The sequence below is a fragment of the Methylacidiphilum infernorum V4 genome, from assembly GCF_000019665.1.
Lineage (GTDB): Bacteria > Verrucomicrobiota > Verrucomicrobiia > Methylacidiphilales > Methylacidiphilaceae > Methylacidiphilum > Methylacidiphilum infernorum.
The window spans coordinates 153,670-178,605 of record NC_010794.1 but is presented as its reverse complement, the minus strand read 5'-3'; the positions used below and the strand labels follow the sequence as shown (position 1 = coordinate 178,605).

At 44.7% G+C, this 24,936-nt stretch carries 17 protein-coding genes; 8 read left to right on the top strand and 9 right to left on the bottom strand.

Annotation, left to right across the window (positions count from 1 at the left end):
• Window positions 1–247 precede the first annotated feature (247 nt).
• The 4 genes from MINF_RS00780 (at window position 248) to MINF_RS00755 (ending at window position 6,984) form a co-directional block, all read left to right on the top strand.
• A complete protein-coding gene (locus MINF_RS00780; RefSeq protein ID WP_048810002.1) occupies window positions 248–2,395 on the top strand; it encodes a glycoside hydrolase family 3 N-terminal domain-containing protein in 2,148 nt (715 codons plus the stop codon).
• Window positions 2,396–3,516: 1,121 nt separating this feature from the next.
• Window positions 3,517–4,467 (top strand): sigma 54-interacting transcriptional regulator, encoded by a 951-nt coding sequence (locus MINF_RS00765; RefSeq protein WP_012462511.1) that lies wholly within the window; start codon window positions 3,517–3,519, stop codon window positions 4,465–4,467.
• A gap of 76 nt (window positions 4,468–4,543) precedes the next feature.
• Entirely contained in the window at window positions 4,544–6,502 is a 1,959-nt protein-coding gene (acs, locus tag MINF_RS00760) for an acetate--CoA ligase (RefSeq protein WP_012462510.1), read from the top strand.
• 155 nt (window positions 6,503–6,657) lie between these two features.
• On the top strand, window positions 6,658–6,984 hold the full coding sequence (locus tag MINF_RS00755) for a DMT family protein (RefSeq protein WP_079200458.1): 327 nt from the start codon (window positions 6,658–6,660) through the stop codon (window positions 6,982–6,984).
• 390 nt (window positions 6,985–7,374) lie between these two features.
• On the opposite strand, the gene MINF_RS00745 is transcribed toward MINF_RS00755, so the two are convergent.
• The 5 genes from MINF_RS00745 to fmt form a co-directional block, all read right to left on the bottom strand.
• The gene (locus MINF_RS00745; RefSeq protein ID WP_012462507.1) at window positions 7,375–7,617 is read right to left on the bottom strand and encodes a hypothetical protein; all 243 of its coding nucleotides are present in this window, start codon (window positions 7,615–7,617) and stop codon (window positions 7,375–7,377) included.
• Window positions 7,618–7,682: 65 nt separating this feature from the next.
• Window positions 7,683–8,114 (bottom strand): winged helix-turn-helix transcriptional regulator, encoded by a 432-nt coding sequence (locus MINF_RS00740; RefSeq protein WP_012462506.1) that lies wholly within the window; start codon window positions 8,112–8,114, stop codon window positions 7,683–7,685.
• Window positions 8,115–8,941: 827 nt separating this feature from the next.
• Complete coding sequence (locus MINF_RS00730) at window positions 8,942–9,583, bottom strand: DUF4412 domain-containing protein (RefSeq protein ID WP_238523505.1); 642 nt, start codon at window positions 9,581–9,583, stop codon at window positions 8,942–8,944.
• A 44-nt stretch (window positions 9,584–9,627) separates the two neighbouring features.
• Entirely contained in the window at window positions 9,628–10,086 is a 459-nt protein-coding gene (locus MINF_RS00725; RefSeq protein WP_012462504.1) for a hypothetical protein, read from the bottom strand.
• Complete coding sequence (fmt, locus tag MINF_RS00720) at window positions 10,076–11,038, bottom strand: methionyl-tRNA formyltransferase (RefSeq protein WP_012462503.1); 963 nt, start codon at window positions 11,036–11,038, stop codon at window positions 10,076–10,078. The genes MINF_RS00725 and fmt overlap by 11 nt, the downstream gene beginning before the upstream one ends.
• 154 nt (window positions 11,039–11,192) lie before the next feature.
• On the opposite strand from fmt, the gene MINF_RS00715 reads away from it, so the two are divergent.
• On the top strand, window positions 11,193–12,167 hold the full coding sequence (locus tag MINF_RS00715) for an L-threonylcarbamoyladenylate synthase (RefSeq protein ID WP_012462501.1): 975 nt from the start codon (window positions 11,193–11,195) through the stop codon (window positions 12,165–12,167).
• A gap of 602 nt (window positions 12,168–12,769) precedes the next feature.
• On the opposite strand, the gene gyrA is transcribed toward MINF_RS00715, so the two are convergent.
• Together gyrA and gyrB are read right to left on the bottom strand one after the other, a co-directional pair.
• Complete coding sequence (gyrA, locus tag MINF_RS00710) at window positions 12,770–15,379, bottom strand: DNA gyrase subunit A (RefSeq protein ID WP_048809998.1); 2,610 nt, start codon at window positions 15,377–15,379, stop codon at window positions 12,770–12,772.
• 32 nt (window positions 15,380–15,411) lie between these two features.
• Window positions 15,412–17,937, bottom strand: coding sequence for a DNA topoisomerase (ATP-hydrolyzing) subunit B (gene gyrB / locus MINF_RS00705; protein WP_012462499.1), 2,526 nt, complete (start codon window positions 17,935–17,937; stop codon window positions 15,412–15,414).
• 305 nt (window positions 17,938–18,242) lie between these two features.
• Here gyrB and MINF_RS00700 point away from each other — a divergent pair, with 305 nt between their 5' ends.
• A complete protein-coding gene (locus MINF_RS00700; RefSeq protein WP_048810407.1) occupies window positions 18,243–18,959 on the top strand; it encodes a winged helix-turn-helix domain-containing protein in 717 nt (238 codons plus the stop codon).
• A 54-nt stretch (window positions 18,960–19,013) separates the two neighbouring features.
• Window positions 19,014–20,333, top strand: coding sequence for a sensor histidine kinase (locus tag MINF_RS00695; RefSeq protein ID WP_012462497.1), 1,320 nt, complete (start codon window positions 19,014–19,016; stop codon window positions 20,331–20,333).
• On the opposite strand, the gene MINF_RS00690 is transcribed toward MINF_RS00695, so the two are convergent.
• Both MINF_RS00690 and MINF_RS00685 read right to left on the bottom strand, forming a co-directional pair.
• The gene (locus MINF_RS00690) at window positions 20,330–21,094 is read right to left on the bottom strand and encodes a lipid-binding SYLF domain-containing protein (protein WP_012462496.1); all 765 of its coding nucleotides are present in this window, start codon (window positions 21,092–21,094) and stop codon (window positions 20,330–20,332) included. The genes MINF_RS00695 and MINF_RS00690 overlap by 4 nt on opposite strands.
• A 24-nt stretch (window positions 21,095–21,118) precedes the next feature.
• Window positions 21,119–21,997 (bottom strand): hypothetical protein, encoded by an 879-nt coding sequence (locus MINF_RS00685; RefSeq protein ID WP_238523504.1) that lies wholly within the window; start codon window positions 21,995–21,997, stop codon window positions 21,119–21,121.
• Between the two features lie 90 nt (window positions 21,998–22,087).
• Here MINF_RS00685 and MINF_RS00680 point away from each other — a divergent pair, with 90 nt between their 5' ends.
• Complete coding sequence (locus MINF_RS00680; RefSeq protein WP_012462494.1) at window positions 22,088–24,262, top strand: thioredoxin domain-containing protein; 2,175 nt, start codon at window positions 22,088–22,090, stop codon at window positions 24,260–24,262.
• Window positions 24,263–24,936: the final 674 nt, after the last annotated feature.

Below are 24,936 nucleotides of genomic sequence, written 5' to 3'. Positions count from 1 at the left end.
TTGCTGTTCGTTTGCGGCTGTTCAAAAAGCCGTGAGCTTCCTCCTTCGCCTTACAAGGGCAGATGCAATTGAGGAGCCGATTTTATTCTCCTTAGCTTCATTCTATTTCCTCCATTATCAATCGCGCATACACCCATTGAGCTTCTCTACAGCTTTAAATTTATTCTCTTTTCCCGGGCTCTTGGATCAGTGTGATCTTGTAAATTCCTGATTTTGTTCTATCATGAAATTCTTCCTGTTTTAAGCAATGAGCTCCTGGACGGCAAAAGAAGAGCCAACCCTTACTGCCCTTCTTTCCCGGATGACATTGGAAGAAAAAATTGGACAACTCGTCCAACTCCCTCCCAAAGGGGATTTTTTAGATCACGAACTCAAAACTCTTATTGAAAAAGGCCATGTAGGATCTTTTTTAAATATTTCTGATCCTGAACAGATCCAGGAAGCCCAGGAGATTTCTTTAAGGAAAAGTCGGTTAAAAATTCCTCTTCTTTTCGCTTTCGACGTTTTACATGGATTTAAAACCCTTTTTCCCATTCCTTTAGCCTTAGCCTCGAGCATGGATCCTTCCCTTGTCGAAAAGATCGCTCGGGGATCGGCCCAAGAAGCCCGTTCTTACGGTATCCACTGGACTTTTGCGCCAATGCTCGATATAACCAGGGATCCGAGATGGGGAAGAGTGGCGGAATGCCCAGGGGAAGATCCTTACCTGGCCTCTCTTTTATGTGCCGGTTGGATCAAAGGATTCCAGGGAAATGCTCTTTCTTCATCTAGTCTCCTGGCTTCTTGTCCCAAGCATTTCGTCGGCTATGGAGCGGTCGAAGGGGGCAGAGATTATAATTCGGCTAACGTTTCCTTGAAGCAGCTTAAAGAAATTTACTTGGTTCCTTTTCTAGAAGCTTTCAAAACGGGGTCTTTCTCTACGATGGCTGCTTTTGTAGCGATCAACGGGTTGCCCCCGGCAGCCAATCCCTACTTGCTAAAAGACCTATTAAGAAAGGAGATAGGCTTTAAAGGACCGGTAATAAGCGATTGGAATGCCGTAAAAGAACTCGTTCATCACGGCATTGCCGAAAATGAAAAAGAGGCAGCCCAGATTGCAATCAATTCTGGGATTGATATCGATATGGCCAGTGGACTTTACTTAAAGTACCTCAAAGAACTTGTCCTCGAAGGAAAGGTCCAGATCGATACGATCGACCAGGCTGTTTTAAGGGTTTTATCCTTGAAGCATAAACTAGGACTCTTTTCCGTCCGCTCTCCCCAGGTGGAACCGAATAAAGAAAACCTGCAGGCCATCATTAAAACCAACAGGGAGATCGCCCTCGAAGCGGCAATCAACTCCGTTGTGCTTCTTAAAAATGAAAACGCTCTTCTTCCCCTTTCCCCTTCTATTCGCACCATAGCTTTAATTGGGCCTTTCGGCACAGAACAGAAAGAACATTTAGGCCCCTGGCCTGGAATAGGCGACCCTCAACAAGTCGTTTCGCTTGCCGAAGGAATGAAAGCCCATGCTCCTTTAGGGGTAAAAATCGCCGTGGCCAGGGGGTGTGATTTTTTTACTTCATCTCAGGAAGAGTTGCGGCAGGCCCTAGAGATGGCCAAAAAAGCAGAGGTCATCATCGTTGCCGTTGGTGAAAAAGCGAGCATGTCAGGAGAAGCAGCATCAAGAGCCTTTCTTGAACTTCCCAAGGCACAGCAAAAACTTATCGACATCCTTTTGCAGATCGGACTTCCCGTTATCATGGTCGTATTCAGCGGCAGGCCGTTGGATTTGTCCCCATTTTTTTACCGGGTCAAGGGAATAATTCAAGCATGGTTCTTAGGGTCAGAAACGGGAAATGCTTTAGGACGAATTCTTTTTGGTTTCTCCAATCCTTCTGGGAAATTGCCCATCAGCTTTCCCCGATCTGTAGGTCAAATTCCCATCTATTACAGCCATCTGCCCACGGGACGACCCTCCGGTTGGTCTATACCCTCTACCGGCTACCTGGATCAAAAAATATCTCCTCTTTTCCCTTTCGGTTACGGGCTCAGTTATACCAGCTTCCATTACGGCTTTCCCACGCTCAATCATACAAGGATTGGTCCTGACGACGTCTTGGAAGTTTACGTGGAAATAGAAAATAGCGGGGAGAAGGCAGGTGAAGAGATCGTTCAGCTTTACATTAGGGATGCTGTAGCTTCTATTTCCAGGCCCCTAAAAGAACTGAAAGGGGTTAAAAAAATTTTTCTCAATCCTGGCGAAAAACAAAAGGTAAAATTCAGCCTTTTTCCTTCTGATTTTGCCTTCGTAGATTTTGAAGGAAAAAGAAAAATTGAAGGGGGCCGATTCTTTCTTTGGGTTGGCCCCAACGCGGTCGAAGGGAAAAAAGTTCAATTTGAACTCGCTTGGTGAAAGAAAGGGAAAGCTTTTCCAAGATCCTCTCACAGCCATCTATATAACCTGCAGTCAAAAAACCTCGATTCGGAAGTTTCAACTGGATAGAAGCTGCATAGAGGAAAATCCTTTGAATAGTTTTGAAATAGGTCCTCTTGGCACCCTATTTTTAAGGCTATCTTAAGAAGATACGACCTTGCTTGGCCACGATAAATGAAGAACTAGCATTGGCCACGTAGAGGAGGATAAAAAAGACCGTTAATTTTGTATTCCATTGGGACACCGGATAGAAAAAAAGAGGTTAGTTTGAGCTCTCGTTCATCAAAAAAAAAGCCTTATTGGGCAACCATCAAGACCTAGCTTCTTACCGTTTATTGTTATACTCAAATACTCAAATTCCCATGTCAAAAATGAACATCCTTGGGCAAAATAGGGGGATATCCCCCCAAGCAAGAAAAACAGGGGACCCGAGATGGCTGGAAGTATCCGGCTTTTCTTCGTCGAGACAAAAGAACATATTGCCGATGGAAAAGCAATCTTTTTGAATAAGCTCCTGTCATACTGCATCATGGGAATAAAGGTCCCAAAAGAATCATGAACAAGGTCTAGGCCGGTAAGTCCTGGATCTTGATGAAGAGCTGAATCTAGATCCACAATTCAAATTCAACGCTACTTCCTAAAGGGCTTTTTATTTGCTCCTCCACTTCATTTCTTTCCTTGCTTCAGCTATAGGGATAAGCTTAAAAGAGGCCTATAGCTTACAGCTTAATCCTATGAGAAGATCTTCCATTCTTTTTCTTCATGGAATCTCGCAATAGGCTATCGACTCATAGCTGCTGCTTGCTTGGATATCAATGGCGATAGGAAGGAAGCGGGGCAGCAAGAGAATGGAGACCTAGCCAAAAAAGACATTTTAACTATTTTAGTCCTTTAGAGCAGAAACTTTATCATTCCTACCCGTTTTTTTATAATAGGAAGAACAAACATGATGCGGTATCCCAAGCGGTTTTCTTTTTTGCGATGCCTCTTCCTTCCGCCTTCATGGAATTCAACCGGTGTATTCTGGAATAACAAGCCGAACTTGGCTTATGGTTTCAACACCCTTTTGCATCAATTCCACGGTTTAACAAGGCTTTAAAATGAGACTTTCCTCTCAAGCCATTTCCCCCTACGGCATCATCGGTAAGAGTAGATTAGCCGAAGAGCTTCGGAGAATGGTAACAATCGCTTCTTCCACCGATCAACCCGTCCTGATTTCGGGAGAAACGGGCAGCGGCAAGGAATTCATCGCCAGGGCAATTCACTCCCAGAGTCCAAGGTCCGCTTATCCTTTTATTTCCATTCACTGCAGTTCTCTTCCAGAAGAGCTGGCAGAAAATGAAATATTCGGAGATAACTTTAGGGTAGCTGGACAACGCCAAGAAGCGGGGAAAAAAAGAGGAAAATTGGCGGCAGCGGCCAAGGGCACACTATTCCTTGACGAGATAGATGAACTCCAACCCCTTTTACAATCCAAGTTTCTTCGGCTCTTTGACCAAGAGGTAAAGAACAGCCTCAACAACTCTATCCGAATCATAGCCTCCAGCAAAGGCAATATCGAAAGGGCGATGCAACAGGGGAATTTCCGCAAGGAACTCTTTTTTCGACTCAACGTCATCCGCATCCATGTTCCTGCACTCAGGGAAAGAAAAGAAGACATAGCCGATTTCATTCAATATTTCCTCTCTAAATACTCTAAGGGCAATCCCAAACGGATATCCAAAAAAGCTCTCGAGCAACTGACCCGGTATTCTTGGCCGGGCAATGTAAGAGAACTGGAAAACTTGATCATTCGGCTTTGCCTCACCTTACAAAAAAAGACCATTGAAGCCCTTGACATAGAAATACCTTTTAACTCTTCTTTTGCAACAAAAGAGAAGGAAATTCAAAATCTTTTCAATCTGCCTTTACCGAAGGCGCTTGAAGGACTTGAACAAATGTTTATCCAGAAAGCCCTGGCTGAATGTCCAACGCGGTCGGCTGCAGCCAAAAAACTGGGCATTCTCAGGCCTCTTCTCTATGCCAAGTTGCGGAAATACGGAATTCACTGAATTTCTTTTTTTGTAAAAAAGAATTTTCTCAAAAAAAAATTTTTATCACAATCATGCCATAACCTAGAGTAATCTCATGGAAGCCCAAAAAAAGATAGATAAATCCGCTTCGGCTGTCGTGATCTATCCTCCTTCTTCGTTTTCTCAAAAAGCCCTTATCGATAGCCTAGAGAAATACAGTTTTTTATACAAAGAATCGATCGAAAACCCGGAACTGTTTTGGGGAAAAGCTGCCCAAGATATAGAGTGGTTTAAATCCTGGGACAAGGTTTCCAACGGCCGTTTCGTTGATTCCCAATGGTTTTGCGGAGGCAGCCTCAATGTAGCTTTTAATTGCCTAGATAGACATTTGAAAGGCGATCGCAGAAACAAGCGGGCGATCATTTGGGAAGGAGAAAATGGAGAATGCCTTTCCTATACCTATGAAGAGTTAGCCAAAGAAGTAGCCATTGTTGCAAATGTTCTCAAAAGGCATGGAGTGAGAAAATCTGACACGGTGGTCATTTACATGCCTTTGATTCCTCAAGCCATTATCACCATGCTGGCTTGTGCACGGATCGGGGCTATCCATAACGTTGTCTTTGCCGGATTCAGTGCCAAGTCCCTGCTTGAAAGAATCCAGGATAGTGAAGCAAGCATTGTAGTCACAGCGGACGGGGGATTTCGGAGGGGAAAGATCATTCCTCTTAAAGCTCGGGTGGATGAAGCCGCAAGCCTGAGCAGTCAAATCAAAAAAGTCCTTGTCTATAAAAGGGCGGGCTGTGCTATTCAAATGATTCCAGGAAGAGACTACTGGATGGAAGAAGAGCTGCAAAAGGTTGAAGAACATTGTGAGCCGATTGCCCTGGATAGTGAACACCCTCTTTTCATCCTTTATACGAGCGGAACAACGGGAAAACCCAAAGGCATAGTCCATTCTTCCGCAGGATACTTAGTCCAAGTAGCTTTAAGCACGAAGATGATCTTTGATCTTAAAGAAGAGGATTTATACTGGTGTACGGCTGACATAGGATGGATTACCGGGCATAGTTATGTCGTTTATGGTCCCTTGGCCAATGGCGCTTCGGTTTTTATTTACGAAGGTGCTCCCGATTACCCTTCAGTCGATCGGTTTTGGCGGTTGATAGATAAACACAAGATAACCATTTTCTATACTTCTCCAACCGCCATCCGAGCTTTTATTAAGTGGGGAACCCCCTGGATCGAAAATTACGACCTTTCTTCCTTAAGATTACTCGGCAGCGTGGGTGAACCTATCAATCCGGAAGTCTGGCTGTGGTTTTATCGTCACGTGGGAAAAGAAAGGTGTCCGATCGTGGATACCTGGTGGCAAACAGAAACAGGATCCATTCTTATTTCAGCTTTGCCCGGGGCTACGCCTATGAAACCCGGATCGGCCACTTTACCTTTTTTCGGCATCTTGCCCGATGTGGTTGATGAAAAGGGCCGGTCTTTACCACCCGGCCGCAATGGGTTTTTAGTCATAAAAAGGCCCTGGCCATCCCTGCTCAGGGGAATACACAAAGATGAAACGAGTTTCAAAAAAATATACTTCAGCCGAATACCCGGAGTTTATTTTACCGGAGATGGAGCTTATAAAGATGAAGAGGGCTATTTCTGGATTACCGGCCGGATAGACGATGTCATCAACGTTTCGGGGCATCGCATTGGATCTGCGGAAGTTGAAAGCGCCTTGGTCAGTCATCCGGCAGTAGCTGAAGCTGCGGTTGTCGGTATTCCCGATTCCACTAAGGGGGAAGCACTCCTCGGCTTTGTTACCCTCAAAGAAGGCTATTTGCCTTCAACCGAACTCTCGGAAGCCCTCAAGGACCATGTGGTCAAAGAGATCGGTTCTTTGGCGAGGCCAAAAGAGATTCGTTTTCTTGACACCTTGCCCAAAACAAGGAGCGGAAAAATTGTAAGGAGGCTTTTAAAAGAAATAAGCCTTGAGGGGCGGATCACCGGGGATACTACAACACTTGAAGACAGCCAGTTTATAGATAAAATAGCCAAGGCCAAAAACGATTTTCCTTGAATTTTTTACCCTGATCGGTTATTTCAAAAAGGTCTTCCATTTTGAAAATTTTTTGTAGGCTTTTCCCAGGTAAAACCCTATAGCCTTTCATTCGTTGTCATTTTTTCGTGGTGCCTTTCATGCAAATTAAAAACATAAAAATGACTTTTAAACCCATGAAAACCGTCTTCCTTTTGATTCTATCTAACATTTTCATGACGCTGGCTTGGTATCTCCATCTCAAATTTAAAAACAAGCCTTTAGTAGCAGCTATAATGATGAGTTGGGGCCTTGCCTTCTTTGAATATATCTTTCAAGTTCCCGCCAATAGAATAGGATCTTCCACTTTCAGCGTAACGCAGCTCAAGGTCTTGCAGGAATGCATTACCCTTGCGGTATTCACTCTCTTAGCCTGGATTATCTTTAAAGAATCCCCAAGCTGGAATCTCTTGATCTCTTACTTGTTGATCATCGGTGCAGTGTTCTTTGCTTTTAAAGGATAATTCAAGGATCTGTTTTGTCCTCGAAAATTAATCCCCCCAGGGCGGTCGGTAGGATAAAAATTGGCAAGATCTCAAGTCTCCAACCCCTACCCCCCCCAAGGGGCAACAAGGGGAAGGATGAAGCTTTTAAGAAGAAGATTTCAGCTTTTTATACCTTTTCCGACTTCTCAGACGATTCGGACTACCCGGTCGGGACTGAAAGAAAAAAGAAATAAGAAAAGAACAAGCTGATTCCAACTTTAAGGGTATTGCAGCCGTTGAACTTTGATCCTAACCCCATTAACGCCCAGTTACGTCATTACTAGAAATATAAAATAAAGTTGGTATCTTAAATTCTGCCGGAACTTAAATATCCCGTTTTTTTTTCTTTTTTCTTGGAGTCTGGCTGAATCAGTCTATAGACTTCAGATCGATCCGGACCGCCTTGGCCAGGATCTTTTCCACAAGCTCGATCCTTTTCCCCTGCTCGGCGAAACGCGCGTTCATGTCGGCTCTCAACTCCTCCATCCTCTTGTTCACCTCAGACCTAAGATCCTCTATCCTCTTGTTCACGTCCGACTTAAGATCCCTAAAAAGATAGAAAAATAAGCCTCCCAAGGAGACTATAATTGTTATAGTCTGAACCCAGTTCACAGATCCATCCTACCAGATAAATACCCGCATTGCAAAAGATTTTCCGGATGGACGGCCGGGGAAGCCTACACTACTTTCTCCAGGTCTTTTTTCTCTTCCTGCTGATTGTGGACCGAGTGGTTGCTATGCACCCACCTACCCCCGACTTTCTTGACCCCGAAACGCCTAATTCCCATAATGAGCCACTCCGCAATGCTGCGCACTGACAACCCTGTCTTTTCGCTGATTTCTTTCGCAGTCAGCCCTTCGTCCCCCGCGGACCTCAAGGCTTCTAAAATTTTTTGTTCAAGTTCCGGGTTCTTTGGATTTTTTATGCGCAACCTTATTTTGCCAATTTTGTCCAACTCGGTTTCCTTCTCCTCAAGGCTGTCAAGTTCCGTGTTTATCTTTTCAATTTGTTCTTGCAGACGTGACATTTGTCCTTGCAGACGTGACTTGACCTTGAGCAGTTTTGCCACTTTCTTTACTATTTCTAAATTCCACTCTGATATTTTCATATTACCGAATTATCACGTCAGCGAAAGTGTAAATATTTCATCTTTATTTTCCTAAAAAATTGTGCATATTTTTTAGAACGAGCGATGAGCGAACCGAGCCTGCTCGTCAGAGTCGAAGAGGTCCAGATCTGAGCACTTTCCGGAGCCCTTGTTGGCTTGACTGTAGCTTCCTCCCTGGCCATTGGCGTCAACCTCTACAGTCTGTATAGCTTGCCTGATCTGCTCCACGAGCCGCGGGTCTTGCTCGTCTACTTTCTGATGCTTTTGGGAGCAATCGCAGGAATCCGGCTTGCCTCTAGACAGCAGGCTTTTGAGCATCTAAGAGGCGCTCGATTCATCAGCGACCCTACACGGGCTACAGCGGAGCTACGAAAGCGCGAACGGGCCGCGATGAGCGTCAGCCAGCAAAGCGGGCAGGTGTCGGGGATAATCATCGGAGGGGTCGAGCTCACGCGGTATTCCTAAAAACGTGATCAAAAGTGTTTAGCTAAGCCCACTCTGTTAACCGTTCCGTCAGACTTACTCACTGCTGCTCAAACAGGAACAAAGCTGACTTCATGCTTCATCGAGGATGGTTTTACTCGGGTATTGCGAGCTGAGCCAGAGCCTGCCTCTCCACAGGCCTGCCTTTCGGTGGAACTCACCGCAGTGGGCAGGTGGCACTCAAGATTTGTTGGCGCGTTCAGGTCACGGTCGTGGTGTGTCCTGCATTGCGGGCATGTCCATTCCAGATCCTTGAGCGTCCGACGCCTTGATTCTGCTCATCTCACTTTCCCTAATCACCATTATTATATTAATGCGCATGCAATACTACATTTAGCTCCCAGTCACTGTACTTGGTGAGGTGAAGCAGGAAGAGGCAAGGGTTTTTTTTCCTCTTGTCCGGGTTCCTTGTTCCCCGGGTCGATGGAATAGTTTTCGATTTGCTGAAAACCCGAAGGAATCACGAAAAGATCCTCGGGCTGGGGACCTACTTTGTAATCTTTCCAGACTACAACGATGTTTCCTTTTTCTGGCATAATCTGGATGGGAGCTCCAGTCTCTTTTTCAATCCAAAAAGTAGCTTTACCCGCTTTGGACTCCATCAAGTATTTGCTGCAAAGCGCCCCTTGAAGGTTCTCTGTCCCAAGAAGGGTCCATTTTGCCGAGGGATCACCAGGAGTAATATCATATAGGGGAGTTTCTTCCTTGATTGGATGTTCAAAATAGATGTGTTCATCGGGGAAAAGGGTGTAAATGATTTTTTTATCTTTTCGAATAATATTGATTTGCTGCTGGATTCCCGTTGGTCCCTCAACCCTGATTTTATCTCCATCAACAAAAATCCTTTGAATGATCTCTCCACTGCCTACCTTGATGACTTGAGAAACAGAGAACTGCTTGGGTAAACTAAAAGGCCTTTGGGCATATAAACTCAAAACAAAGAAAAAAGGGAAAACCAAAACATAAAATATTCTTATTTTGATCATGATTTCCTTATAACACATTGAAAAAACTTCTAGACTACAAAAAATTATCTTTTTTCGTTAGCCGCCACTTTATAATGGCAAGCGCAGCCTTCTGGAAAGACTTCCCAAGATTCCAGTTTGAATTTTATTCTTTGATGAGCAGGGAAAGAAGCTTCAATCAAAAACTTTTTTCTTTCCGGATATAAAGAAGGCGTCCACAACAAGGCTATCCTATCTACTGCTTTAGCCTCCAAGGCCAGCTTATTGGCCGTCGGGGAACCCAAAAGAAAAAAAGGATGCTTCAAGGAAAAGATTTTTTCCAAGGAGCTAGGATTAATTTTTTTTAATCGAAAAGCAGCCTTATCCGGGGCATCCCAATCGAGATCGGTCAAAATTTCCCTTGAATCCTCCTCTTTCAAAGGCAAAAGCCTTTGACAGAGCAAGGCCGGGGAGAACTCCCGGGTTAAGTACTTCCCATCAAGACTTATTGCTGCAAGTATTGTTCCATAAGAGCTATTGCTCATCTTTTTGCCCCAAAACCGTACCTATAGCTAACCGGGCTCCACGAGCAAAATCTGCAGCATGCATCCTTTTCCTACCTTCAAGCTGGACCTCTCTCAACAGAAGCCCACCGGAACGGCCCGCGGCAACGAGAATGCCATGCCGATCGATTCGAACCACTTCGCCGGGCATACCTTTTGCCCGATGAGAAATGATCACTTTAAATATCTTTAAAATTTTTTTCTCTCCTCCGATCCAAACGGTGGTAAAAGCGACGGGCCACGGATTAAAGGCTCGAATCATCGCGTCAATTTCGTGTCGATCCTTTGTCCAGTCGATCAGGGCCTGCTCTTTTTTGATTTTCTTAGCATAAGAAGCAAGGGCGTTATTTTGAGGGATCCGAGGGGCTTTGCCCGCCCTAATCGCTTCCAAGGATTGGATAATTAATCGAGCCCCAAGCTCGGCAAGTCTATGATGTAATGTTTCAGCCGTGTCGGTAGAGCGAACCAACAGCTTATCGCTCATCAAAATATCTCCCGTATCAATGCCTTCATCCATCCATATGACCGTCACTCCTGTTTCTTTGTCCCTGTTCATTATGGCGGCCTGAATCGGAGATGCTCCACGATACTTGGGAAGCAGAGAGCCATGGATGTTTAGAGCACCTATTGAAGGAATTTCCAGTACGGCTTTCGACAATATTTGTCCATAGTCGCAAACCACGAGCAGATCAGGTTTAAGAAATTGGATCTGTTGAATTGAACCCGCAGAATTTATGTTTTCAGGTTGAAAAACCCATATGTGATGTTTTAAAGCGGTCCTTTTTATAGGTGAAGGGATAACTTCCTTTTGCCTCCCCAAAGGTTTGTCAGCCTGGGTCACAACTGCCGGTATAGTATATCTTCCATCCAGGGCTATCGCTTCAAGGCTTGGGACACCGAAATCTCCCGTGCCGATAAATACAACTCTCATCATTGGCTATTATCTCATGTAAAGAATTCGATTTCTTCAAAAATTTTTTTTAATAGGCATAAAGAAGGATTTTTGTATTTTCATGCTTTTTATAAAGAGCTCCCTTTCGCATTTTTTAATCAAAGCCTACTTTCATCTATTCGATGTTTTTTAATTCATGAAAGATAAAGAATTTAATCTAGAAATCAAAAAGGCAATAGAAAAGGCTGTTGACCTTTTAAATAAAGGTGAAGTTGTCGCTATCCCTACCGAAACGGTTTACGGTTTAGCGGCAGACGGTCTAAATCCTGAAGCCGTAGCTCGAATTTTTGAGCTGAAAAAAAGACCCAAAATTGACCCCGTCATCGTCCACTGTTCTTCTCTTAAAGAAGTGGGCTTTTATGTCTGCGATTTGCCTGATGAAGCGAGAATACTCGGAGAAAGCTTTTGGCCCGGTCCATTGACTCTCGTTCTTAAAAAAAAGGAATCTATTCCCGACATTGTCACTGCAGGTCTTCCTTTTGCCGGCTTCAGGGTGCCCAAGCACCCTTTAACATTAGAATTGATCCAAAAATTCGGCAGGCCCCTAGCAGCACCCAGCGCCAACAAATTTGGGAAAATCAGCCCTACAACCGCTCAAGCCGTCTACGAAGAGTTCGACCAGATTATCCCCTTTATTTTAGACGGGGGTCCATGCCAAGTAGGAATTGAATCTACCGTAGTTTCTTTCGCTCAAATTCCTCCCTTGTTACTTCGATTCGGCGCCATTTCCAAAGAAGAAATTGAAAGAAAAATCGGCCCTGTAACTATCCCCCCGCCCTCTACAGGATGGAACCTGGCTCCAGGGAGATTCCCAAGGCATTATGCTCCATCAACCCCTCTAGAAACCGTTTTTACTCTTACCGATCTACCCTTGTATAAAAGAAAAAATAGTGCTTTGCTTTTTTGGGGAGAAGAAGATACTCAGGGTTTTAAAACGTTCAGGAACCTTTCTCCCCGGAAATCTCTTACTGAAGCAGCAGCAAACCTATTCCAGATGCTTCGCGATCTTGACAAAAGCGGGGTAGAAAAAATTTATGCTTTACTCCTTCCCGAAAAAGGACTGGGTATAGCCATCAATGATAGGCTAAAAAAAGCAGCAGGGAAGAGCTGATATGCCAATTCTACTCAAGGGGGTGTCCAGGGGTAATATCCAAGAGAAGAATGGAAGGAGACTGCGCCGTTGATTCCCAAGAAAATGACCGCAAGTTCAGGATAGTAGAGCCATTGGAGCGGGCAGGCTCTGCCCTCAAGCCCAAGACAACAAGATAACCGGACTCAATGAAGGGCTAGGTAGTTTTTTTTGGGTAAGCAGCAATCGCTGGGTAATCTACAACCCGTAAGTCTAAGGCCGCACGGCCTTAAAAATCGCCAAGGAATAATCCTTGGTCGATCTCCTTATTGGTTTGTTCCTACCCGGCACGCGGCACGGCCCTTTCCTTTTACCCACGTTAACGGGGACATTGTAGTTCGCTAAAAAATACTTAAAGGGATAGTCATTGGGTCCATCTTTATTATATTTATTCCTGCCAAGGCATCCTCTTGGGAATCATCCAAGCCTATGGGAGAGTCGCCGGGCTACCTAGGATCAGCAGGAGAGCGCGGATCCATGGGAAAAAAACCTAGAGCAACAAAAAAAAGTTGCCTAAGAGTGCTCTCTTCATCCCGTTTCCTGGTGAGGCTGGATGTGAAGATGCCGCTTTAGCCAGGGATAAATTAAGGAAATAAAGGCTCTTCATTGTCTTCTTTGTCTGGAATAATCCGGGCGATGGAAGTGACTTTATCTTCGCTGTCCAATTGGACGAGCCGAACACCTTGGGTATTTCTTCCCGTTTTTCGAAGATCTTTAACATGGATCCGAATTACATTTCCTTTAAGGGTAAGGACTAACAGCTCGTCATCATCCAAAACGGTGATCGCTTTTACCACTTTGCCCGTTTTATCGGAGGTTTTCATCGTTATTACTCCCTGTCCCCCTCTTTTCTGCTTGCGGTATTCTTCAAAAGAAGTTCTTTTCCCCATTCCCTTTTCACTGACAACCAGCAAAGTTGCCCTATGATCAACGATAGACATCCCTACGACCTCGTCTCCGGGCTGCAAGTCGATCCCTATGACTCCGGCGGCATTTCTTCCCATGGGACGAACGTCGCTTTCTGAAAACCTTATGCTTTGTCCTTCCTTGGTAATTAAAACGATTTCTTTCTGTCCATCCGTAAACAAGCAATCGATAAGCTTGTCGTTTTCCTCGATAGAAATGGCCGTTATACCCCCTTTACGAATATTACGAAACTCACTGACAGGGGTTTTCTTCACCTTTCCTTTTAAGGTACAAAAAAATATATAGCCTTCTTTATCCCACGATGATTCTCTCCCATCTGAAGCCTGCGTATTAGCAACTATCCTCAACATCGAGGCAATTTCTTCTGTCGGCTTTAATTCAAGAATGCTGGCTATATTTTTACCTTTACTCGCCCTTTCTTTTTCAGGAATTTCATAGACTCTTTGGATATAAACCCTTCCGTCCGTTGTAAAAAAGAGCAGGAAATCATGGGTCGAAGCGTTGAACAAAGATTCAACAAAATCTTTCTCTTCCTCTACCCCCGTATCTTGGGTAGACATCCCTATTACCCCTCTTCCTCCCCTTCTTTGAGACCTGTAACTGTCTAGACTCGTTCTTTTAATAAACCCGTTGTGGGTAAGGGTAATAACCACCCGTTGGTTGGCAACCAGGTCTTCAAAGGCCACTTCTCCCTCATCGGGAATAATTTTCGTCTTTCTTGGGTTCCCATATTTCTCCTTGATCTCGAGGAGTTCAGCCTTGACGATAGCCCAGATTTTTTCCTCGCTGGCCAGTATGAGACGAAACTGCTTAATTTTTTCCAGCAATTCTGCATATTCGCCGGCTATTTTTTCCCTTTCAAGGCCCGTCAGTTGATATAATCTTAAATCCAAAATGGCTTCAACCTGCCTGAGGGACAGTCTATACATTGCTCCCTCAGTCATCCTCTGCCCATCAAGGGGTATACCCAGGCTTTCGATCCATTCAGGGGAAAACTCCCTATCCAAAAGTTTCCTTCGGGCTTCATCTCTATTAGAGGATTGCCTTATAATCTCGATAAACTCTTGCAATCTACTTAAAGCGATCAAAAATCCTTCGAGAACTTCGGCCCTTTCCAAGGCTTTGTTTAAATCAAACCGCGTTCTCCTGGTTACGACCTCATGCCGGTGATCCAGATAGCAACTCAACAGTTCTTTTAAATTAAGTGACTTGGGACGCAGCCGATCAATCGCGACCATGTTCACAGCAAAGGTGGTCTGTAAAGGGGTATGCCTGTAAAGATTGTTGGCGACCACCTTGGCCACGGCATCCCTCTTCAGCTCGATGACCACCCGGGTGTTTTCATCGGATTCATCCCTGATATCGGCAATTTCCTGGATAACTTTTTGATTGACCAGTTCTCCAATTTTTTCAACAAGAGAGGCCCTATTGACGTTATAAGGAATTTCATCGATCACGATCGCCGACTTCCCTCCCCTGAGTTCTTCAACATGGATTTCTCCCCTCACCTTAAGGCTCCCCCTGCCCGTAGTAAAATAATTAACGATTCCTTCCCTCCCTAAAATCACTCCCCCCGTAGGGAAATCCGGGCCTTTTATATATTCCAAAAGCTCTTCGGAAGAAAGACCGGGATGGTCGATCAAGGCAACCAGCCCATCAATCGTTTCAGAAAGATTATGGGGAGGGATATTCGTAGCCATACCTACGGCAATACCCGTTGCCCCGTTAACAATCAAATTGGGAAAAGAAGCGGGAAATACCGAGGGCTCCATCCGGGTTTCGTCATAGTTGGGCACAAAATCCACGGTATCCTTATCCATATCCGCCATGAGCAAAGCCCCCGCCGCGGAAAGCCGTGCTTCGGTATAACGCATGGCTGCTGGGGGATCTCCTTCAATAGAACCAAAATTTCCTTGGCCATCGATCAGCACTTCGCGCATCGCCCAAGGCTGGGCCATGTGCACCAGGGTGGGATAAATAGCTTGATCGCCATGGGGATGGAAATTGCCCATGGTTTCACCCACTATTTTTGCACATTTTAAATGCTTCCGGTTAGGAGCCAGGCCGAGCTCATGCATGGCAAAAAGAATTCGACGCTGGGATGGTTTTAAACCATCCCTGACGTCCGGCAATGCCCGCGCGATAATCACCGACATGGCATAGTCGATGAAACAGCTCTTCATCTCTTCGGACACGTCCACCAAGTGAACCGAAGAGTTATCCGGACTATCCAATTGTTGGTTACCGTTTTCTGGTTCTTGAGGCATAAATTCAAACAAAATACAAAAACAGCCGGTTATTAAACATCTAGGTTCCTGACATGGAGGGCGTTTTCTTCTATGAATCGTTTTCTAGGCTCAACCTCTTCGCCCATGAGTGTTACAAAAACCCTTTCGGCTTCAATGGCATCGGCAATCTCTACCTTGAGAAGCTTCCTTTTTTGAGGATCCATTGTCGTTTCATAGAGCTGCTTGGGGTTCATTTCCCCAAGACCTTTAAACCGTTTGATTTCAACCCCTTCCTTTCCATTTTCCTTCACCACTTCCAAAATTTGTCCTATGGAAAAAATATCTAGTTGCTTTTCCCCTTTTTCTCCTTTTTTGACGATCATTTTATAAAGGGGAACATCTTTAGACTTATAGCGGCTGATTTCGAAACCCAATTGTAAAAGTTCTTCCAAGATTTTCATCACCATGGGGCTTTCAAATAATTCCAGGTAACTGGCCCGTCTTGCTCTCGGCCTTTCTTCATCTGCTTGGAGTTCTCCTCCGGTCGGAGGGAGGCTCTCCCTTCCCGGGGTTTCAAATAGGAGCAGATCGGGATTTTCTTCGGCAAAATGACCCAGTTGTCTTTCATCGAAGAAAAAGTAAAGCCTTTCTTGATTGTTTTCCCAAACCCGAACAATGTGTTCGGGAAGTTTGCCCGTCTGGGGATCCTTGTTGGCAAGGAGCAAATCAAAATCTATCCCATGAAGCTCAAGGTACTTACAGAACTGGCTCAATTTTTCCAACTTCGAAAGAATACCAAAGAGTTCTCTTCCCCGAAAAACCTTTTCTGCATTTGCTCTAAAAAGTTCGACGTTCTTTACTCCCTGCTCGAGAAGGATCTTGTTGAGCTCCTCGTCGTTCTGGACATAGTACTCTTCTTTTTTCTTTCCTATAAGGTAGAGGGGAGGTTGAGCGATATACACATGGCCTTTGTTGATCAGCTCCGGCATCTGGCGATAAAAGAAAGTTAAAAGGAGGGTGCGAATGTGAGAACCGTCCACATCGGCATCGGTCATCAAGATAATCTTGTGATACCTTAACCTTTCCAACAGAAAAGATCCTTCTCCATCGCCATCCCCAATGCCAGTGCCCACAGCCGTAATGATCGTCTGGATCTCCTCGTTATTAAGGACCTTGTCCAACCGGGCTTTTTCTACGTTGATTAATTTTCCTCTTATAGGAAGAATGGCCTGGAATTGCCTATTTCTTCCCTGTTTTGCCGATCCTCCAGCGGAATCTCCTTCAACGATAAAAAGTTCGGCTTCTTGGGGATTCCTGACGGAGCAGTCGGCAAGCTTCCCGGGCAAGCCTCCCCCGCTTAAAGCTGTTTTTCGGACCGCTTCTCTGGCTTTTTTTGCAGCCTCCCGAGCCCGAGCCGCAGTCAAGGCTTTTTCGACGATCCTCTTGGCAACTTGAGGGTTGAGTTCTAAATAATTCATGAGACCCTCGTAAACCAACGAGGAGACTACTCCTTCTACTTCCGGAGAAACGAGTTTGACTTTTGTTTGAGACTCAAAACTAGGTGAAGGATGTTTTAGAGAAAGAATACAGACAAGCCCTTCCCGGACATCCTCTCCACTCAAGGGAGGATCTTTTTCCTTAAACAGGTTGTTCGCTTTGCCATACTGGTTGATCGAACGGGTAAGGGCTGTTCTTAACCCGGAAAGATGGCTTCCCCCATCGGGATTAGGGATACCGTTAGTATAGCAAAAAATCTGCTCTGTATAGCCTTCGGTATATTGAAGTACACAGTCGACAATCAGGTCGTCTTTCTGCTTTTGGATAACAATCGGCCGCGGGCACAGGGGCTTCAAATCCTGGGTAAATTGGGACACGAACTCTGCAATGCCCTCTTTGAAAAAAAACCGCAAACTGCTCGGTTTAGATCCGTCGAGTTGTCTCTCATCCAAAAGCAAGATCTCCAACCCCGGATTAAGAAACGCTAGTTCCCTAAGTCTTTTGGCAATAATTTCCGTTTTAAATTCCAAAGTTTGGGTGAAAATTTCGGGATCAGGTTTAAAGGTAATCAGCGTACCGGTTTTGAGCGTTTTGCCGACCACTTCCAAAGGTTTAGATGTTTTTCCTCTTCGAAACTCCATCCTGTAGACCTTACCATCCCTAAACACCTCAACCTTGAACCATTCAGATAAAGCATTTACACACTTGGCTCCCACCCCGTGCAACCCACCTGAATACTTGTACACTCCTTGACTAAATTTTCCCCCGGCATGGAGATTGGTTAAAACCAGTTCAACAGCAGGAATTTTAAACTTAGGATGGGGATCGACAGGAATTCCTCGTCCATTGTCTAAAATAGAAACAGAACCGTCAACATGGATGGTCAGTTCTATTCGAGAACAATAACCGGCCAAGTGTTCATCAATTGAATTATCGAGAACTTCAAAAATGCAATGGTGTAAGCCTCTTTCATCGGTTGGGCCGATATACATTCCTGGCCTTTTCCGGACAGCTTCCAATCCTTCCAACTTCTCTATGCGAGAAGCATCATAACTTACATCTCCTTTGGGTAAGGTAGAAATACCTGGTTCTATCGGCATAAGTTGTGCTCGTTCAATTCACTGCAAAAAACGGTTAAGCCTTTGAGAATCTTTAAAGGGCTAAAAAAAGATCTAATTGAAACTCATTAATGTTATTATATCTAGAATGGGAGGGATTTAAAGAAAAAAAATAATGGAGATCGAACGACGTTGCTATCTAGAGTATCCCCTTTGGTGAGAAATTGCAAGCAAAAGCGACTTTTTTGACGAAATTTTCGCTTTAACATTCTCTTCATTCTATTCTAATGTTAGTAGAGAATAATTCTTTAAGCTCTTTTTTCATCATCGAGCGGTGTTGTGTATCCATGACTACCGATAAGGGTATAGATAAAAGAAAGAAAAAAATACTCGTGGTCGAAGATGAAGAAGATGTTTTGTCTTTAATCTGCTTACACCTCAACTCCCAAGGCTTTGAGACCATCGGAGCAAAAGAAGGGATGGAGGCGTTGCGTATCGCCAGAAAAGAACTTCCCGATCTGATCGTCCTTGACCTGATGATACCTGAATTTTCGGGACTCGACGTTTGCAAATACTTGAAGAAGGATCCGGATACCTTATCCATTCCTATTGTCATTTTGACCGCGAAGTCCGACCCCTCGGACCGTATTTTAGGCCTTGAATTGGGTGCCGATGACTACATCGCCAAGCCTTTTAGTCCCAGAGAGTTGATCCTGAGGATACAGTCGATACTGCGCAGGAGATTGGAAGATAACCCCTTAGCCGAGCAGATCCAGCAAGAGGACGGCATCAGGCTCGATCCGATCGATAAAGTCGCCTATTTTAAGAAAAAGAAGATCGAATTGACCCCTATCGAATTTCGACTCTTGTCTACCCTTGTTGAAAGAGAAGGGGCCGTTCAGAGTCGTGAACAGCTTTTAAAGGAAGTCTGGGGATACGATAAAACAGTCGATACGCGAACGATCGATACCCATATCCGGAGACTCCGGGATAAACTGGGCAGGGCTTCCCAATACTTGAGGACCGTCAGAGGTATTGGATACAGGTTTAAAAAAACGAACTAAGGCTCTTATGACAGGGAGACTAATCTTGGATTTTTACCCCATTCCACCCAAGCTATGCTTTGGCTTTTGACCGGTCTAGTCATTTTCTTGTGTGTCGGTTTTCTTGCTCTTTTTTTTCACAAGCAAAAATTTTGGTTATCCAGGTTACACAAAATCGAAAAGATCACTGATGCGATAAAAAATAAACGAATTCCTCCTTCTTTTCTCCTTACCGGAGATCCACTGCTTTCCGCCATATCAAGGAATCTCGAGGCTATATCCACAGAGCTTCAACGACTCATCCATGCTTCCAAAGAAGAAGAAATCAATCTAAACACCATCCTGAAATCCATGGCTGAAGGGATCGCGATCATCGACCGCAGCCATCTTATCAAAATAGCCAATGAATCCTTTACGAGGATTTTAGGACTAAGTGGAAATCCGCAGGGGAAAAAATTGGTTGAACTCATCCAGCTTCCCGAAGTGGAAAAAATGATCGAAGAAGCTTTTAAAGCCCAAGAACCTTTGTCCCAGGAAATCCTGGGGACAGAAACAAAGGGAAAGCTATCTGGATATTTTGTTGTCGATGCCGTCCCCGTAATCACCAAATCCCAGGATCTGCCCAGTGATATTATGGTTCTAGTTTTTCGCGACATCACCGAAATAAAGATGTTTGAAGAAGCAAGAAAAGAATTTGTAATCAATGTCAGCCACGAATTACGAACCCCCCTGGCTATTTTTAAGGGTTACGTTGAAACCTTGACTGATAACCCCAGGCTTTCTAAAAGCGAAGTAAAAAGAATCTATGAAATTTTAAAGAAACACTGCCAAAGGCTTTCTTCTCTAATTGAAGACCTTCTTCTTCTTGCCAAGCTCGAATCCCGCAAATTAACCATTGAAACCACCCCTGTCTCCATCGCTGAATTCCTCGAAGAAACCATCCAGGATCTCCACCCTCTTTTCAAGCAAAAGGAATGCACGGTCAACCTCTTGATCGAGCCCGATCTTCCAACCGTTGAAATCGATCCCTTTTGGTTTCAACAAGCCGTTTATAATTTAGTCGACAATGCCCTAAAATTTTCCATTCCGCCTAGAAAACTGGTGATTGAAGCCCAAAAAATCGATCAAAACTTCGTGTTAAAAATCATCGACAACGGTTTTGGAATTCCTTCCAAGGATCTTCCCTTCATCTTTGACCGGTTTTATCGTGGAGACAAATCCCGGAGCAGCGAACAAAAAGGGACCGGACTAGGTCTGTCCATAACCAAGCAGATTGTTGAACTCCACGGAGGACAAATCCGAGCGATAAGCGAGCCGGAGAAAGGAACCACAATGGAATTAACCTTTCCCTTGCAACGAGAAAATGGGCTTAAGGAGCCCATGGAAAAGAGCTAATGAAAGGGTTCTGGAGAAGCAACGACTTTTTCTGCGGGTTTTACAGGGAGGCTGCGAAAGGGTTCTGCCAACGCCTGGATCAATCTCTGGGCACTTTCCGGGACAGGAACCCTTCCTGAAAGGATTTGATAGGGTATATATTTATTCTTGTAATACTGCCAATTGGTCGCAGGATCAGCGATAAGATCGAAATTGCCTATTTTTATTCCTTTTATTTTATTCTTGGAAATGAGATAAACGTAGACGGAGGCTGTCGGAGAGGAAACTTGATCTTCGGTTAGTTCAACCAACCCCGGCTGCGCACTCTGCCCAACTCCAATATTACATCTTTTGCCTTTAACAAGCAGATCGATCGTTTCTTGAGCGTTGAAAAGCAACAAAAGATCAACAGCTTTGATCCCCACCTCTAATCCCAAATCCCATCCGGAAACATTCACAGCAAGGGGGCCAGACCAGCGTCCCTCAGGCAGTCGAATAGCTATCCATCCATTGCCCCTTCTTTTTTTCATAAACAAGCCGGCCTCAAGAATACTCAGATAACCTACTCCCTTAGCTTCCTCGAAGAGGGGTTCAGGAACAGTATCTTTATACCTGTTTTTCATCTCTAAGAGTAGAGAAGCCCCCTGCTCAACCTTCTTTTCTAAATTCCATCCCCTAAGAGAAAGGCAAGAAGAACAAAAAAAAAGAAGAAGGAAAATGAACTTTCCCTTTAGGCCATTAACGATCATCCAGGGGGACCTGGTCCTCGATTTTATCCTCATAACATCGTGTCAGGAATGACCAATTCATTGGCGATAGGTTTCTACGCGGTTAAGCCATCCTGCAAGCCATCTTTCTTCATGGCGAGAAGGGGGAGCATTTCTTACTCTCCTTCTCAGCACCTTTTTAGCCGCTTCGCAAAAGGCATCTAGAGGATCATTTCCTTCCATTTCTTCAAGAACTTGTAAAAGCCCCCATCCTTGCCCCTGGTACCTCTCCGTGGGCCAGGTGCCGTCGCCTTTAAAATTGACATAATCGATCAAGGCATATAATCCTTGAGGCGAACGGGTAAGCTGAATAAAATTGCTTTTCACTTTTTCTTTTTCATTCTTAGAGCATATCGCCAACATTTTAGGGAGGGCTTCTTTAAGCTTCTGAATAGCAAACTTCACCTGCAGAGGAATGGTATCCAATAAAAAAAGTTTTAACTCCTCCTCCTGTCTGCCTCCCCTGGCCGCATAAAAAGCCTTACGGCTGGACCAGGGACAACTGGAATGCAGATTAAGCCACCGGGGAAGCCTAGCTCCATTTTCTACAGCAAATTCAAGGTACTTGGGGAAACTCTCTTCAAAGGGACCCCTTTTTCCCATAGGATACCAGATAAAATGACAAATGCCTAAAGAAATAAAATCTTCTCCCTCATTCCAACTGATCAGTCCAGAAATTTTTCCAGCCGATTCATTATCCCAGATTTTCTTTCCGATCTCTTCCGCTTGGCTTTCCGTAAGGGCGATATTCAGGGTTTTTTCTTCTCCACCATGGGCCCAAGGAATAATGGGGAGGAATAAAAAAAGAGAAAAAGCCAATACAAAAACCCCTCTTCCCCAACTGGGGACCGTCTTTTTCTTCCTTGCCAGGCTTTTTATCCCCATTATGGCTCTTGGGGAAAAGAAGAGCATAGCCATTTGACATTCAATAGAATTATCCGAAGATAATAAAAAAGAAAGAACGGTTTTTTTTATAAAAAGCATTCTTTCGCTACCACCAATTCCTTAATGAATGCTCTCTGCAAAGAAAAAAGTCCTTACTTGCTCCAACACGCCGACAATCCAGTGGATTGGCATCCCTGGACCGAAGAAAGCCTGCTTAAAGCAAAGCATTTAGACAGGCCCATTTTTCTTTCCGTAGGCTATTCAACCTGCCACTGGTGCCATGTCATGGCTAAAGAATCCTTTGAAAATCCTATTGTGGCCCAACTGCTCAATTCCTTTTTTATCCCGATAAAAGTAGATAGAGAAGAAAGACCGGACATCGATCAGTTTTACATGGAATTTGTCCAAGCCTTTACCGGGCAGGGAGGATGGCCTATGAACGTTTGGCTTACCCCCAATCTTGAACCTTTTTTTGGAGGAACCTATTTTCCCTTGGAGAGCAAATGGGGTAAGCCCGGATTTGTTGATATTCTCAAAAAGATAGCCGAGCTGTGGCAATACAATCGATCCCTTCTTGAACAGCAAGGCCAAGAAATTTTTCATAAAATGAGGGAGGTAATTCAGAGTTCTTTCGAACCGAAAAGTCCTCCCAATCTGGCGATCGCTTCAAGAAAAGCTGTAGAACAGCTTTGGGGAAGCTTTGATAGGACTCATGGAGGATTCAGTCCTTCTCCTAAATTTCCTCGTCCTAGCCTATTTTATTTCCTGTTTAGAGCCGGCTCATTGGCTGATTTTTCAGAGGATTACAAGAAAAAAAGCCTCCAAATGGCCTTGTATAGTCTGCAAAAAATGAGCGGTGGGGGCATTCATGACCAGCTGGAAGGGGGTTTCCACAGGTATTCCGTAGACGAAAAATGGCGACTGCCCCATTTTGAAAAAATGCTTTATGACCAGGCTACCCTGGGTCTTTCCTATCTTGATGCCTATCAAGCAACTGATGATCCCCTTTTTAAAGATACTTTTGAGTCTCTTGTTGAATACCTCCTGAGCCATCTTCACCACCCTTCAGGAGGCTTCTATTCGGCTGAAGATGCCGACAGCCTGAATGCCTCTGGACAAGAAGAAGAAGGAGCTTACTACTTGTGGACTTTCCAGGAGCTCCAACAAACCCTTGAGCCGATTGTAGGGAAAGACAGAAGCAAGATCCTTGCCCATTTCTTTGGCGCAACCGAACAGGGTAACCTTCCGGGTGGACTTATATCTGAAGAAGCCCTGGCTAAAAAAAACATCCTCCTTATGGAAAAACCCCTTTCCGACCTCGCCCATGAACTGGGCATATCCCTTGAAGAGGCCAGGGAGATCGTGTTGAAGGCAAAAGAAGGCCTGAAAAAAGAACGACTTAAGCGTTCGAAGCCTTTTTTGGATGATAAGATCATCTGCGCTTGGAACGGTTATACCCTTTCAGCCCTTGCAAAGGCATACATGGTCATTGGAGATGGCCGGCTGATAAACGAGGCCAAAAAAACGGCAACATTTCTTTTAGAGAACCTCTGGGATCCAAGCAGTAAAACCCTTTACCGCATTTATCGCAACGGCAGGGGAACGCCCGGATTTTCTTCTGACTATGCTTCCCTTGCCCTAAGCATGCTTCATCTCTTTGAAGCCGATCAGGACGAAAAATGGCTTTCCTTGGCAAAGCTCTTCCAAGAACTGCTTGAAGAAAAGTTCGTGGATCCCTATAGGCACAACTACATGGTGGAAGCGGTGGAAATCTCTGCAAAATCTATCCAGACTCGAGAAGAATATGATGGAGCCGAACCGGCCACCCTTTCCTTGGCCGCTCATTCTCTTTTAAAACTCTATACCCTTACAGGCGAAGAAAAATGGCGGAAAAGGCTAGAAGAGCTCTTTAGCTATGCATGGCCCATTTTAGAAAGATTTCCTACCGCACTGCCCTATTTACTTGGGGTATACTGCGAATATAGAGCGCCCCTTGTTGAAATTATCCTTGTCGGCGAGAAAAAAAATGAAGAGACAAAACGGCTATTCCACAGCTTATCCAAGTTGCTCATCCCTAACCGGTTGTTAGTCGTCTTGGACCCCCAGGAAAAACTCCCTTCCTTGTTAAAATCTCCCGATTTCTACACGACTCTTACCCGGCACTACGAGGGGCTACCCTTAATTTATATCTGTACAAACGGCCAATGCCACTTAGCCCAAACAGAGAGGGATAAAGCCTTGGAGATTCTGAAACCTTTTGCGGTTTTATTTCCTGAGAAGAGCTATCAGCCGATTTAGCGTTCCAGTTTTTTTTGCGGTCTTCTTTATCCCTGCTCTTTGATCCATACCGAAGGGTTATTTCCTTTGGCCATGATCGCACCGAGCTTTAAAGCCAAAACAGTTTTGCGCATGGGCACATTTCTTCCCACAATTACAATGGGCTTTCCCTCCTAAAGGCTTAGCTTGGGATCCCAACGGGACCCCCCCAACGAGCAAGAAGAGGAATATCGCTAATATTTTTGATTTCATGAGCAAAAAGGAATTTTTAACTTAACATCGGCCAAGAAATTTTCTTTGTAAAGAAAAAGGCAAAGGGGACTGCCTAGAGTTTGCGGTGAGTTGTTCCCTAATGAAAAATCCGGTTGGTACGACTTAATATCTCTTTAGCAACGCCGAATCCCGCTTTTTCGTGCTGAACAATAGCTCGCATAGGAATTCTCTTGCCTTGTCGATTCTCTTGTCGCGATCGGCAAACCGCAAGTGCACATCAGTCCTCAGCCCGGCAGTTGTCGAATTACATCCGCTCTCAAGTAGGCAGCATCGAGTTTAAATCCGCCATTAAAGTCGACTATCCTTTTGCCCTGCTTGGCTAGGCCGCGGGTGCTCTGCCGGTGTTCTTCTCTAGGGTTTTTTGGGCTTCACTGTCGAATGGACCTGGACTTATGTCCGGATGTAAGATTATGCGGTTTTGA